The organism is Pseudomonas sp. LRP2-20, assembly GCF_024349685.1.
GTDB lineage: Bacteria > Pseudomonadota > Gammaproteobacteria > Pseudomonadales > Pseudomonadaceae > Aquipseudomonas.
In genome coordinates this window covers 3,433,760-3,447,209 of record NZ_AP025944.1, presented here as the reverse complement: position 1 = coordinate 3,447,209, position 13,450 = coordinate 3,433,760, and the positions used below count along the sequence as shown (strand labels likewise).

Below are 13,450 nucleotides of genomic sequence, written 5' to 3'. Positions count from 1 at the left end.
ATGCTCTGGGCCTGCATTCTCCTGCCCCAGCTGGCGCTGGACTCGATCCTGCGCGAGCGTGACGACGCCGATACGCCACTGGTGCTGATCGGTGGGCCCGTTCAGCGGCGCATGCTGCAAGCCGTCAATCCTGCAGCGGCAGCGCTTGGCCTGCGGGCGGGGCAGACGCTGACCGCCGCGCGAGCCCTGGCCGATGGCTTTTATTGTGTCGAGGCTGACCCGGCCCGCATCGAGCAAGTGCAACAGTTGCTGGCGGCCTGGGCCTATCGGTTCAGTGCCCAGGTAAGCCTTCACTATCCACGTGCCCTGTTGCTTGAGGTCGGCTCCAGCTTGCAGCTGTTCGGCCCTTGGCCATTGTTCGAGGCCCGCTTGCGCGAGGAACTGGCTGCACTGGGCTTGCGCCAGCGCATCGTGCTTGCGACCAACCCGGTAGCGGCCCGCATGCTTGCCAACGGCCATGACGGCCTGGCCCTGACCTGCGCCGAACAGACCCGGGCGGCGTTGGCACGCATGCCAATCGAGCGGGTCGGGTTGCCGGCGGAGGCAGCCGAAGCCTTTGCCCGTATGGGATTGCGCCAGTTAGGGCAGGTGCTGGCCTTGCCGCGCGATGCGCTGGCCAGGCGTTTTTCTGCCCAGGTGCAGTTGCACCTGGACCAATTGCTCGGCTTGCGTTCCATGGGCCTGGATTTCTACCAGCCGCCGGACCGTTTCGAAACGCGCCTTGAACTCAACTTCGACGTCGAGTCACACCAGGCCTTGCTGTTTCCGCTGCGGCGCATGCTCAATGACCTGGCCGCCTTCCTCGCCGGGCGTGACTGCGGCGTACAGCGCTTCTGCCTGTACCTGGAGCACGTCGAAGGGCCGGACACTCGCTTGCAAGTCGGCCTGCTGGCCGCCGAGCGCGACGCCGACATGCTCTTCGAACTGGCACGCGGGCGCCTGGAGCCGCTGCGTATCCCGGCACCGGTGCGCAACCTGCGGCTGGTCGCCGACGACCTGCCAGCCTTCGTGCCCCAGCACCAGGCACTGTTCGACCCCCGCGCCAAGCAGGCCCAGCCCTGGGAGCAACTGCGCGAACGCCTGCGTGCACGCCTGGGTGATGACGCCGTCAAAGGCCTGCGCGCCGAGGCCGACCATCGCCCCGAATGCGCCTGGCAGCAAGCGGAGCAGGGCGCCCAGGGCAGCCTGCCGGCCTTGCCCGGTAGCCGCCCTGGCTGGTTGCTGCCCACGCCGCAGGTCTTGGAAGCGGCTGGCCACACGCTGCTGGGCCAAGCCGAGCGCATCGAGTCGGGCTGGTGGGACGGTGGCGACGTGCGCCGCGACTACTACCGCATCGAAACCCGCGATGGCCTGCGTGGCTGGGCCTATCAAGACCTGGCTCAACCCGGCCCGCTGTGGCTGCAAGGCTGGTTCGCATGAGCGCGCCGGGCTACGCCGAGCTGCATTGCCTGTCCAATTTCAGCTTTCAGCGCGGCGCATCGAGCGCCGAAGAGCTGTTCCGCCGCGCCCGCGAGCAGGGCTACCAGGCCCTGGCGATTACCGACGAGTGCACCCTGGCGGGTATCGTTCGCGCCTGGCAGGCGGCCAAGGCGCAGCAGTTGCGCCTGATCATCGGCAGTGAAGTGCGCCTGCAGGATGGCCCCAAACTGGTATTGCTGGTGCAGGACCTCACGGGTTACCAGAACCTGTGCGCCCTGATAACCCGTGCCCGGCGGCGGGCCGAAAAGGGTGACTACCAGTTGTTCGCTGACGATCTGCAGCAGCACCATGAGGGGTTGCTGGCGCTATGGATTGCCGATGATCCCGATGACCAGGCGACTGGCCGCTGGCTGCATGGCGTGCTTGCCGATCGCTTGTGGTTGGGCGTACACCTGCACCGCGGCAGCGATGATCACCGGCGTCTGGCCCGCTTGCGCGAACTGGCTGCACAGCTGGGCCTGCGCGCGGTAGCCTGTGGTGACGTGCACATGCACGTGCGCGGCCGGCGGGCGCTTCAGGACTGCATGACCGCGATCCGCCAGCACTGCAACGTGGCCGAGGCGGGGCGCCATCTGTTTGCCAATGGCGAGCGCCACCTGCGTGCGCTGGAACAACTGGCCGAACTGTACCCGGCAGACCTGCTGGCCGAGAGCCTGGTCATCGCCGAGCGTTGCCGGTTCGATCTGGGTGAACTGCGCTACGAGTACCCGCGTGAGCTGGTGCCCGAGGGCCAGACGCCCACCAGCTGGCTGCGCGAATTGTGCCAGCGGGGTTTGCCCCTGCGCTGGCCGGCAGGGCCGAGCAGCAAGGTGCGCGCGGTGCTGGACAAAGAACTGGCGCTGATCGAGGAACTCGGTTACGAGCGCTATTTCCTCACCGTGCATGACATCGTCGCCTTTGCCCGCAGCCAGCATATTCTCTGCCAGGGGCGTGGCTCGGCCGCCAACTCGGTGGTGTGCTTCGTGCTGGGCATCACCGAACTCGACCCGATGGAGCATCGCCTGCTGTTCGAGCGCTTCCTGTCCCGCGAGCGCAACGAGCCGCCCGATATCGACGTGGACTTCGAGCATGACCGGCGCGAAGAGGTGATCCAGTACGTGTTCCGCCGTTACGGCCGACACCGCGCTGCACTGACCGCCGTGGTCAATACCTACCATGCTGCCGGGGCGGTGCGTGATGTGGCCAGGGTGCTGGGCCTGCCAGCCGACCAGGTGGATGCCCTGGCCAAGTGCTGCGGCCGCTGGAGCGACCGTATCCCGGACGATCAACGGCTGGCAGAGGCCGGTTTCGAACCGGGCAGCCCGTCACTGCGGCGCATCCTGGTCCTGGCCGGCGAACTGATCGGCTTCCCCCGCCACCTGTCCCAGCACCCGGGGGGCTTCGTCATTTCCGAACAACCACTGGACCAGCTGGTGCCAGTTGAAAACGCCGCCATGGCCGAGCGCACGGTGATCCAGTGGGACAAGGACGACCTGGACATGGTTGGCCTGCTCAAGGTCGATGTGCTGGCACTGGGCATGCTCAGCGCCTTGCGCCGCTGTTTCGACCTGCTGCAGCGGCATCGCGGGCGGCAACTGAGCCTGGCGACCATCCCCGGCGAAGACCCGGCCACCTACGCGATGATCAGCCGCGCCGAGACCATGGGCGTATTCCAGATCGAATCGCGGGCACAGATGGCCATGCTGCCGCGGCTCAGGCCCAACACCTTCTATGACCTGGTGATCGAGGTTGCCATCGTGCGCCCCGGGCCGATCCAGGGCGACATGGTTCACCCTTACCTGCGCCGGCGCCTCAAGCAGGAGCCGGTCACTTACCCCTCGGAAAAGCTCAAGGCAGTCTTCGAGCGCACACTGGGCGTGCCTTTGTTCCAGGAACAGGTGATGGAGCTGGCCATGGTCGCCGCCGACTACAGCCCCGGCGAGGCCGACCAGCTGCGCCGCAGCATGGCGGCCTGGAAGCGCCACGGCGGGCTGGAGCCCCATCGCCAGCGGCTGGTCGAAGGCATGCTGCGCAACGGTTACGAGCTGGCGTTCGCCGAGCGTATCTTCGAGCAGATCAAAGGCTTTGGCAGTTACGGCTTCCCCGAGTCCCACGCGGCCAGCTTCGCCTTGCTGTGTTACGCCAGCAGCTGGCTCAAGTGCCATGAGCCGGCGATCTTCACCTGTGCGCTGATCAACAGTTGGCCCATGGGCTTCTACAGCCCGGACCAGTTGCTGCAGGAGGCGCGCCGGCAAGGGATCGAGGTGCGCCCCGTGGATGTGTTCCATAGCGAATGGGATTGCACCTTGGAACCTGACCCCCAAGGCACACTGGCCCTGCGCCTTGGCTTGCGCCAGGTCCGTGGCTTCAGCGAGGTCGATGCCCGCCGGTTGGAGCAGGCGAGGGCACAGCGCCCCTGGCGGGATGTCGAAGACCTGTGCTTGCGTGCCGGCCTCGACAGCCGTGCCCGCGCCCGGCTGGCCGATGCGGGCGCGCTGCGAGCGCTGGCGCGAGACCGGCATCAGGCGCGCTGGCAGGTGGCGGCGGTGCAGCCGCAGTTGCCGCTGTTCGCCGAGGTGCAGGCTTTGCCGGAGGTGGAGGTCGCGTTGCCCGCGCCAACGGTTGGCGAGGATCTGGTTGCCGATTACCACACCTTGGGGACTACCTTGGGCCCGCATCCGCTGAGGCTCTTGCGCCCACGGCTGCGGGCGCTGGGCTGTCGCAGTTCCAGTGAGCTGGCGGGGGTCGAGCATGGCGATGCGATTGCCGTGGCCGGCCTGGTGGTGGGGCGGCAACGGCCGCAGACCGCCAGCGGGGTAACTTTCGTCACCCTTGAGGATGAACATGGCATGGTCAATGTGGTGGTCTGGCGTGACCTGGCCGAGCGGCAACGGCGAGCGCTGGTGGGGTCGCAGCTGCTCAAGGTGAGTGGGCGGCTGGAGCAGGAGAACGGGGTTCGGCACCTGATTGCACGGCGGCTGGAAGACATCAGCCCCTTGCTGCAAGGGCTGGATGTGAAAAGCCGGGATTTTCACTGACATTGATGGCCTCTTCGCGGGCAAGCCCGCTCCCACAAGAGATCACTGAACCTGAAGGTTATTGAATTCCTGTGGGAGCGGGCTTGCCCGCGAAGGGGTCAACTCGGTCGATCAGACCATCGCCAGATGCTGCTTGCGCGTCGGCGCCGGGAATGCCCGGTCGATCGCCCGCAGGTCCTCAAGGGTCAAGGTCAACGCCCCCGCAGCCGCATTCAACCGCACATGTTCCGATGACACCGCCTTGGGAATGGCAATCACATCATTCTCCCGCGTCACCCAGGCCAGGCTGACCTGCGCCGGCGTCGCCCCATGGCGCTCGGCAATCTCGCTGAGTACCGGGTGCTGCAACAGCCGCCCGGCCTGGGCCAGCGGGCAGTAGGCCATGGTTGGCAAGCCGCGCTGGCGGCTCCACGGCAACAGGTCGAACTCGATGCCGCGCTGCGCCGGGTTGTACAGCACCTGATTGGTGGCGCAAGCCGGATTGTGCAGTTCGCGCAGATCATCGACATCGAAATTGGACACCCCCCAATGGCGGATCTTGCCCTGCTCGCGCAAGCGCTCGAACGCTTCGACCGTTTCCGCCAGCGGATACTGACCACGCCAGTGCAGCAGGTACAGGTCGATCACCTCGGTACCCAGGCGCTTCAGGCTGCGTTCGCAGGCTTCAGGCACGCCACGGCGGCTGGCGTTGTGCGGGTAGACCTTGCTGACCAGGAACACTTGGTCACGGCGCCCGGCAATGGCTTGGCCGACCACTTGCTCGGCGCCGCCCTCGGCATACATTTCGGCGGTGTCGATCAAGGTCAGGCCCTGTTCGATACCTTGTTGCAGGGCGCTCACTTCGGCGGCCTTGCGGGCCGGGTCTTCGCCCATGTACCAGGTGCCCTGGCCAATGGCCGGCACGTTGCAACCTGCCAGTTTCACGTAACGCATGTCACCTCCGGAGTCTGGGTAGTGGAAAGCAGTACCTCGAGCAGCGCCTGGGCTGCGGTGGAAAGCTTGTGGTCGGCCAGGGCGATCACGCCGATGCGCCGTTCCACGGCAGGTTCGACCAGGGTCACGCAACGTGCGCCAAGTTCCTGCATCTGGTTGATACACAATGCCGGTACCGCACTGACGCCCAGGCCGCTGGCGACCATGCGGCCGATGGTCGACAGCTGGTGGCTTTCGAACGCCACCGCCAGCTTGCCGTGGCGTGCCGCGACGTATTGCTCGAGCAGCAGGCGCACCGCCGATGGGCGCTGCAAGGCGATGAAGTCTTGCGCCAGCAGCTGCGCCCAGGTCGCCTCGGTTTGCAGGGCCAGCGGTGAATCGGCCGGCACCACGGCGACAAAGCGGTCCATGTACAGCGGGTGGAAATTCAGGCCTTCGGTGTTTTCCGGCTCGAAGCCGATGCCCAGTTCGACGCGGCGGTGGCGCACCAGTTCCAGCACCTGTTCGTTGATCACATCATGCACCGTGACGTTGACTTTGGGGTAACGCTGGCGGAACACCTTGAGCGAATGTGGCAGCAGGTTGCCGGCAAAGGCCGGTATGGCCGCCACCGAGACGCGGCCCAACTGCAGGGTGAAGCGCTGGCGCAGCATCTCTTCGGTGTCGTCCCAGTCGGCCAGCAGGCGCCGGGCCAGCGGCAACAGCACCTCGCCCTCTGCGGTCAGGCTGACGCTGCGGGTGGTGCGGGTGAGCAGGGCACCCCCAAGGTTATCCTCCAGCGCCTTGATGGTCAGGCTCAGGGCCGGTTGTGACACATGCAGCTGTTCACCGGCCTGGGCGAAGCTCTGGTACTTGGCGACAGTGACGAAGGCGCGCAGTTGCTTGACGTTCATGACAGTCTCGATCGCTGTTTTGAAAAAGTTATCAATCGATGATGAAAACAAAATTAACAAATCAGTCGCCAGCGGTGAAGATGGCTGCACACGCTCACCGACAGCCTCGTCGGTTCAACAACTACAAAAGGCGGATCAGCATGGCCGGACTGGACAAGCGCGTAGCAACCTATGAAGAGGCCCTGGCAGGCCTGACCGACAACATGACGGTACTGGCCGGCGGCTTTGGCCTGTGCGGCATCCCCGAAAACCTCATCGCCGAAATCAAGCGCCGTGGCGTCAAGGGCCTGACCGTGGTCTCCAACAACTGCGGCGTCGACGGCTTCGGCCTGGGCGTGCTGCTGGAAGACCGGCAGATCCGCAAGATGATCGCTTCCTACGTCGGCGAAAACGCCGAATTTGAACGCCAGCTGCTCAGCGGCGAGCTGGAAGTCGAACTGACCCCGCAAGGCACCTTGGCCGAGAAGATGCGCGCCGGTGGCGCCGGTATCCCGGCCTTCTACACCGCCACTGGCTACGGCACCCCGGTTGCCGACGGCAAGGAAGTGCGCGAGTTCAAAGGCCGCAAGTACATCCTCGAAGAGTCCATCACCGGCGACTTCGCCATCGTCAAGGGCTGGAAGGCCGACCACTACGGCAACGTGGTGTACCGCAACACCGCGCAGAACTTCAACCCGCTGGCGGCCACTGCCGGCAAGATCACCGTGGTCGAAGTGGAAGAGATTGTCGAGCCTGGCGTGCTGCTGCCCAGCGAGATCCATACCCCGGGCATCTTCGTCGACCGGGTGATCGTCGGCACCTTCGAAAAACGTATCGAAAAGCGCACCGTCAAGGCCTGAGCGCCATCCATCAGAACAACAAAGAGATCCTGACCATGGCACTGACCCGCGAACAGATGGCGCAACGCGTCGCCCGTGAACTGAAGGACGGCTACTACGTCAACCTCGGCATCGGCATCCCGACCCTGGTGGCCAACTATGTACCGGCCGACATGGACGTGATGCTGCAGTCCGAAAACGGCCTGCTCGGCATGGGTGAATTCCCCACCGAAAGCACCCTCGATGCCGACATGATCAACGCCGGCAAACAGACCGTCACCGCCCGCCGTGGCGCATCGATCTTCGACTCGGCGCAATCGTTCGCCATGATCCGTGGCGGCCACGTCGATCTCACCGTGCTGGGTGCCTTCGAGGTGGACGTGGAAGGCAACATTGCTTCGTGGATGATCCCCGGCAAGCTGGTCAAGGGCATGGGCGGCGCCATGGACCTGGTGGCCGGTGCCGAGAACATCATCGTCACCATGACCCACGCCTCCAAGGATGGCGAGTCCAAGCTGCTGCCGCGCTGCAGCCTGCCGCTGACCGGTGCCGGCTGCATCCGCAAGGTGCTGACCGACCTGGCCTACCTGGAGATCGAAGACGGCGCCTTCATCCTGCGCGAGACCGCGCCGGGGGTCAGCGTCGAAGAAATCATCGAGAAAACCGCCGGTAAGCTGATCGTGCCGGACGATGTGAAGGAAATGACCTTCTGACATAGAAGGTACAAGTTACCCCTGTGGGAGCGGGCTTGCCCGCGAATGCGCCGGTACATTCACCGCCGCATTCGCGGGCAAGCCCGCTCCCACAGGGTTTTTGCGTTTTTGCTGAAACATCCGATAAAACCAATAAAAGGAAGTAACTGTGGCCGCTGAAATCCAAGACAGCCGCTCCGCCCGCTTTGCCCTGCGCTGTTCCAACTGGGCCGAGCGCTGGTTCCCCGACTCCTGGGTATTCGCCGCCCTGGCCGTGCTGCTGGTGTGCATCGGCGCCCTGGCCATGGGTGCCAAACCGACCGACACAGCCAAGGCCTTTGGCGATGGCTTCTGGAGCCTGATCCCGTTCACCATGCAGATGGCCTTCGTGGTCATTGGCGGCTACGTGGTGGCCAGCTCGCCACCCGCCGCCCGGCTGATCGACCGCCTGGCGCGCATCCCCGGCAATGGCCGCTCGGCGGTGTGCTGGGTCGCGCTGATCTCGATGCTGGCTTCGCTGCTCAACTGGGGCCTGTCGCTGGTGTTCGGCGGCCTGCTGGTCCGAGCCCTGGCCCGTCGTACCGAGCTGAAGATGGACTACCGCGCCGCCGGTGCTGCTGCCTACCTGGGCCTGGGTGCTGTCTGGGCGCTGGGCCTGTCGTCCTCGGCCGCGCAGTTGCAAGCCAACCCGGCGAGCCTGCCGCCTTCGATCCTGTCGATCACCGGCGTGATCCCGTTTACCGAGACCATTTTCCTCTGGCAGTCCGGGGTGATGCTGGCGGCCCTGGTGGTCGTCTCGCTGGTGATCGCCTATGCCACGGCACCTGGCCCGACCAGCGCGCGCAGCGCCGAAGATTGCGGCGTCGACCCCAGCTTCACCGCGCCGCCAGCCCCCAAGCGCACCCGCCCGGGCGAGTGGCTGGAGCACAGCCCGATTCTGATCCTGATGCTGGTGGCCCTGGCTGGCGGCTGGCTGTACCAGGAGTTCGCCACCAAGCCGGCGATTACCGCGATTTCCGGGCTGAACACCTACAACCTTTTGTTCATCATGCTCGGTGCCTTGCTGCACTGGCGCCCGCGCAGCTTCCTCGATGCCGTGGCGCGTGCCGTGCCGACCACCACCGGGGTATTGATCCAGTTCCCGCTGTATGGCTCGATCGCCGCGATCCTCACCCAGGTCAAAGGTGTGGATGAACAGACCCTGGCCCACCACATTTCGCTGTTCTTCACCCAGATCGCCACCCATGACACCTACGCGCTGCTGATGGGCGTGTACTCGGCGGTGCTGGGCTTCTTCATTCCGTCTGGCGGTGGCAAGTGGATCATCGAAGCACCGTACGTGATGCTGGTGGCGAACGACCTGCAGTATCACCTGGGCTGGGCCGTGCAGATCTACAACGCCGCCGAGGCGCTGCCGAACCTGATCAACCCGTTCTACATGCTGCCGCTGCTGGGCGTGCTGGGGCTCAAGGCGCGCGACCTGATCGGCTTTTCGTTCGTGCAGTTGCTGGTGCATGTGCCGTTGGTGCTGGTGTTGCTGTGGGCACTGGGTACCACGTTGCAGTATGTGCCGCCGGTGATGCCATGAGGTAAAGGCTGAGACGGCTGACTTCTGTGGGAGCGGGCTTGACCCGCGAAGCAGGCGCTGCAGTGCCTGGCACCGGCTTCGCCGGTGTTCGCGGGCTAGCCCGCTCCCACAGGAGAACACGTCAGTCTTTGATGCCGAGTCCTAGCAACAATGCCGCCAAGGTCGCGCGCCCTGGCTCATCCAGCCCGAACACCGGCCGCCGTGGCTCACCCACCGGCAACCCGGTAAGCCCCAAGCCTGCTTTGATCGTCGCCGGCAACCCGCCCTTGAGAATGAAGTCGAGCAGCGGCAGCTGCCGGTAGAACAGTTTCCTGGCCTGCGCCAGGTCTCCCTCCAGTACCGCCTGGTACAGCGCCTGGTTCAACGCCGGAATCAGGTTCGGCGCCGCCGTGCACCAGCCCTTGGCCCCGGCCACGAACGCTTCCAGCGCCAGCGGGTTGCACCCGTTGTAGAACGGCACCTGGCCCTCGCCAAGCAGCTGCAGCTTGTGCATGCGCTGGATGTCGCCAGTGCTCTCCTTGACCATGGTCACGTTGGCCACTTCGCGGACGATGCGCAGGATCAGCTCCACCGACATGTCGGTGCCGCTGGTGGCAGGGTTGTTGTAGAGCATGATCGGGATATTGATGGCATCACCGATGGTGTGGTAGTGCTGAAGGATCTCGGCTTCGCTGAGTTTCCAGTAGGCGGCCGGCAGTACCATCACCGCGTCGGCGCCGTGGGCCTGGGCAAAGCGGGCGCGGCGCACCGCGCCGGCCGTGGTCAGGTCGGAGACGCTGACGATGCTGGGCACTCGCTTGTCGATGCGGGCGAGGCTGTACTCGGCCACCTGCTGCCATTCGCTGTCGCTGAGGTAGGCACCTTCGCCGGTACTGCCCAACGGGGCGATGGCCTGCACGCCGCCGTCGATCAGGCGTTCGATGGACTTGCCCAGCGCGGGCAGGTCGAGCTGTTCGCCGCCTGCGCTGAAGGGGGTGATGGTGTAGCCGATGATGCCGTGGAATTCGGTGGTCATGATTCGGGCTCCGCAAGCAAGGCGATCTGGGGTCAGTTCAGGCAGTCGGCGTGAATACGCAGGCTCTGCCGGGCAAAGTAGTTGAAGGCAGCGGCATGGCGCTTGGGCCGGTCGATCCAGTCGTGGGCTTCGCGGCCCAGTGCCGGGGCGATAGGCTTGATGGTGCCGGCCGACATTGCCAGCAGCTGCAGGCGCGCGGCGCGCTCGATCAGCTGGGCGTACACGCAGGCCTGCTCGATGCTGGTGCCGGTGGACAGCTGGCCATGGTGCGAGAGCAGGATGGCGCGCTTGTCACCCAGCGCGGCGCTGATGATTTCGCCTTCCTCATTGCCCACCGGCACGCCCGGCCAGGCTTCGAGGAATGCGCAATCGTCGTAGAGCGGGCACAGGTCCATGTGCGATACCTGCAGTGGGACTTCCAGCATCGACAGGGCGGCAACGTGGGTCGGGTGGGTGTGGATGATGCAGTTCACATCCGCACGGGCGCGGTACACCCAGCTGTGGAAGCGGTTGGCCGGGTTGGGCATGCCCTGGCCATCGAGCACCTCAAGGTCCTCATTGACCAACAGCAGATTGCTGGCGCTGATTTCGTCGAAACCCAGCCCCAGTTGCTGGGTGTAGAAGGTACCGGGATGCGGGCCGCGTGCGCTGATCTGCCCGGCCAGACCGGAGTCGTGGCCGTGATCGAACAGAATTCGGCAGGTCAGGGCCAGCTTTTCCCGTGCAGTCCACGTATTATCGGCAAGCGAGCCTTGCATCTGCGTCAGCGCCTGCTGGACCAGTTGGTCCTTGCTGTGTGTCAGGGTCTTTGCCATGGGGGATTCCTCTGTGGCGTGATGAGCGATGTCGGCGCTGGCCCGTTGCGAAGCTTTGGTCGGTAGAGCAACGGGGTAGCGAATGACACAAATAATCCTATATGACACAAAGTGTCATAAGCAAGCCTGTGGATCCGGGAAAAGCGCGTCGCATGTCTAACCGATTGAAACTGTTGAGAAAGAAACTGGGTGTCACGCTGGAGGCGCTGGCCGATAAATCCGGCATGACCAAGAGCTACCTGTCCAAGGTGGAACGCGGCCTGAACACGCCGTCGATCGCTGCTGCGCTTAAGCTGGCGCGGGCGCTGAACGTCAACGTCGAGGAATTGTTCGCCGAGGAGCAGGCCGGGCAGGGCCGCTACAGCCTGGTGCGCCAGGGCGAGCGCCAGGCGCTGGTGGGCGATGGTCACGGGCCTGGCTATGCGGCGTTGACCAACCAGGTCGGGCAGCGCAGCCTGTTGCCGTTCCTGATCCAGCCGCCGACCGAATTCGGCGACCCGACTTTCAAGGAGCATGAAGGTGAGGAGTTTCTGTTCGTCCACGCCGGCCAGGTGGAAGTCGACTTCATGAATGAGCGGGTGCTGCTGGAGCAGGGCGATGCGCTGCACTTCAACGCCCAGACCCCGCACCGCCTGCGCTCGGTCGGCGAGCAGCCGGCGCAGCTGCTGGTGGTGGTGCACCACAGCGACGAATGAGGGCAGGGCGATGATCGAGGTGTCGCGGTTCTGGCGGGATCCGGCATTGCCCTTCGTCGAAGCCCGGCGCGTGGGGGATGGGCGCAAGGTCTGCTACGCCGCCCATTCCCATGAGAGCTTTTCCATCGGCGTGATCACCGGGGGGCGCAGCACCTACCTGAGCGGCGCCAGCCAGCTCGAGGTGACGGCCGGTACCACGGTGCTGATGAACCCAGGCGTAGTGCACACCTGTAACCCGATCGCCGGGCAGCCTTGGTCATACCTGATGCTGTTCGTCGACATGCCGTGGTTGCAGGATCGGGGCTTTGTCCTGCCAGCGCAGACCGTCAGTGCGTCTCCTGCGTTGTACGGCCGGCTGCTGCAACTGTTTGCCGACCTGTTCGACGGTGAACTGGATGATCGCGAGGCACGGCTGGCGAGTTTTTTCACAGAACTTCCGGGCTATTTACTGGCTTCAGCGCAGCAATCACCTTCCTGCCATCCACAGTTGGAAGCGGCAGCGGCGTTCATTCGTGCCCATCGTCTCGACTCGCTGAGCCTGGAGGACATCTGCGCAGCCTGTGGCTTGTCACGGTCTTACCTGATTCGCGCTTTTCGGCAGCGCTTCGGCCTCACCCCACACGGCTACCTGCTGGATCAGCGCGTGCAGCATGCGCGGTCGCAGTTGCGTAAAGGGCGAGCTATTGCCGAGGTGGCACTGGAGGCCGGGTTCGCCGACCAGGCGCATCTGCAGCGCGCTTTCAAGCAGCACCTGGCTGCGACACCGGGGCATTACCGCGATGCTGTACCGGCCTCTTCGCGGGGCAAGCCCGCTCCCACAGGATTATGAATGTCTTTCAGGGAGTGGTAATCCTGTGGGAGCGGGCTTGCCCCGCGAAGAGGCCGGCACTGGCTTCATCAAACGAGCAGGTATCCCGCACTCCCCACCAGCAATACTGCCAGCCCCCGATTCAGCAACTGCAGATACCGCGGCTCGCGCAGATACTGGCGAATCACACTCCCGGCCCAGGCCCAGCAGGCCACCGAAACGAAACAGATCGGCCCGTAGATCCAGGTGAACAACCACAGCAGTTGCTGTTCGCCACCGGTATAGGCACCCACGCCCGCCACCGCCGCCAGCCAGGCCTTGGGGTTCAGCCATTGCATGGCTGCACCATGCCAGGCTGAAGGTGCCTGCTGCTGATCGGTCCCACCCAGGTGGCCATCATCGCTGGCCAGCTTCCACGCCATGTACAGCAGAAACGCCACGCCACCCCAGTGCAGTGCCGCGCCCAGCAGCGGCCAGCGCAACAGCAGTTCGTGCAACCCCAGGCCAACCAGCACCAGCAGCAAGCAGAAGCCCAGCGTCGCGCCTGTCACATGCCACAGGCTTGCCCGCAGGCCATGACGGGCTCCGCTGCCGAGGGCGACGACATTGACTGGCCCGGGAGAGATCGATGCGGCAAGGGCGAAAGCAGCCATGGACAGGGACAGGCTCATTTTCCGTAACTCCGTGTGTTGGACGA

The 13,450-nt window shown here is 64.9% G+C and carries 12 protein-coding genes; 7 read left to right on the top strand and 5 right to left on the bottom strand.

The window, feature by feature from the left end; genetic code table 11:
• Entirely contained in the window at positions 1–1,419 is a 1,419-nt protein-coding gene (locus OCX61_RS15305; RefSeq protein ID WP_261940260.1) for a Y-family DNA polymerase, read from the top strand.
• A complete protein-coding gene (locus OCX61_RS15300; protein WP_261940259.1) occupies positions 1,416–4,496 on the top strand; it encodes an error-prone DNA polymerase in 3,081 nt (1,026 codons plus the stop codon). The genes OCX61_RS15305 and OCX61_RS15300 overlap by 4 nt, the downstream gene beginning before the upstream one ends.
• Before the next feature lie 111 nt (positions 4,497–4,607).
• Here OCX61_RS15300 and OCX61_RS15295 read toward each other — a convergent pair whose 3' ends face one another.
• The gene (locus tag OCX61_RS15295; protein WP_261940258.1) at positions 4,608–5,429 is read right to left on the bottom strand and encodes an aldo/keto reductase; all 822 of its coding nucleotides are present in this window, start codon (positions 5,427–5,429) and stop codon (positions 4,608–4,610) included.
• Positions 5,417–6,322: a LysR family transcriptional regulator gene (locus OCX61_RS15290; RefSeq protein ID WP_261940257.1), complete on the bottom strand. Its 906-nt coding sequence runs from the start codon at positions 6,320–6,322 to the stop codon at positions 5,417–5,419. Before OCX61_RS15290 ends, OCX61_RS15295 begins: the two co-directional genes overlap by 13 nt.
• A gap of 140 nt (positions 6,323–6,462) precedes the next feature.
• Between OCX61_RS15290 and OCX61_RS15285 the strand changes: the two genes are divergently transcribed.
• The 3 genes from OCX61_RS15285 to OCX61_RS15275 all read left to right on the top strand — a co-directional run bounded on the left by OCX61_RS15285 (position 6,463) and on the right by OCX61_RS15275 (position 9,420).
• Positions 6,463–7,161 (top strand): CoA transferase subunit A, encoded by a 699-nt coding sequence (locus tag OCX61_RS15285; protein ID WP_085676930.1) that lies wholly within the window; start codon positions 6,463–6,465, stop codon positions 7,159–7,161.
• Positions 7,162–7,196: 35 nt separating this feature from the next.
• Positions 7,197–7,853: a CoA transferase subunit B gene (locus tag OCX61_RS15280; protein WP_027916751.1), complete on the top strand. Its 657-nt coding sequence runs from the start codon at positions 7,197–7,199 to the stop codon at positions 7,851–7,853.
• A gap of 148 nt (positions 7,854–8,001) precedes the next feature.
• Complete coding sequence (locus OCX61_RS15275) at positions 8,002–9,420, top strand: short-chain fatty acid transporter (RefSeq protein WP_261940256.1); 1,419 nt, start codon at positions 8,002–8,004, stop codon at positions 9,418–9,420.
• 121 nt (positions 9,421–9,541) lie between these two features.
• Here the strand turns inward: OCX61_RS15275 and OCX61_RS15270 are convergent, their stop codons facing one another.
• Positions 9,542–10,435 carry a dihydrodipicolinate synthase family protein gene (locus OCX61_RS15270; RefSeq protein WP_261940255.1) on the bottom strand — a complete coding sequence of 298 codons (894 nt, stop codon included), beginning with the start codon at positions 10,433–10,435 and terminating at the stop codon, positions 9,542–9,544.
• A 32-nt stretch (positions 10,436–10,467) separates the two neighbouring features.
• Entirely contained in the window at positions 10,468–11,250 is a 783-nt protein-coding gene (locus OCX61_RS15265; protein ID WP_261940254.1) for an aldolase, read from the bottom strand.
• A 152-nt stretch (positions 11,251–11,402) separates the two neighbouring features.
• Here OCX61_RS15265 and OCX61_RS15260 point away from each other — a divergent pair, with 152 nt between their 5' ends.
• Positions 11,403–11,945, top strand: a complete 543-nt coding sequence (locus tag OCX61_RS15260) for a helix-turn-helix domain-containing protein (RefSeq protein ID WP_261940253.1) — start codon at positions 11,403–11,405, stop codon at positions 11,943–11,945.
• Between the two features lie 10 nt (positions 11,946–11,955).
• A complete protein-coding gene (locus OCX61_RS15255; protein ID WP_261940252.1) occupies positions 11,956–12,774 on the top strand; it encodes an AraC family transcriptional regulator in 819 nt (272 codons plus the stop codon).
• A gap of 68 nt (positions 12,775–12,842) precedes the next feature.
• Here OCX61_RS15255 and OCX61_RS15250 read toward each other — a convergent pair whose 3' ends face one another.
• Positions 12,843–13,424: a LysE family translocator gene (locus OCX61_RS15250; protein ID WP_261940251.1), complete on the bottom strand. Its 582-nt coding sequence runs from the start codon at positions 13,422–13,424 to the stop codon at positions 12,843–12,845.
• Positions 13,425–13,450: the final 26 nt, after the last annotated feature.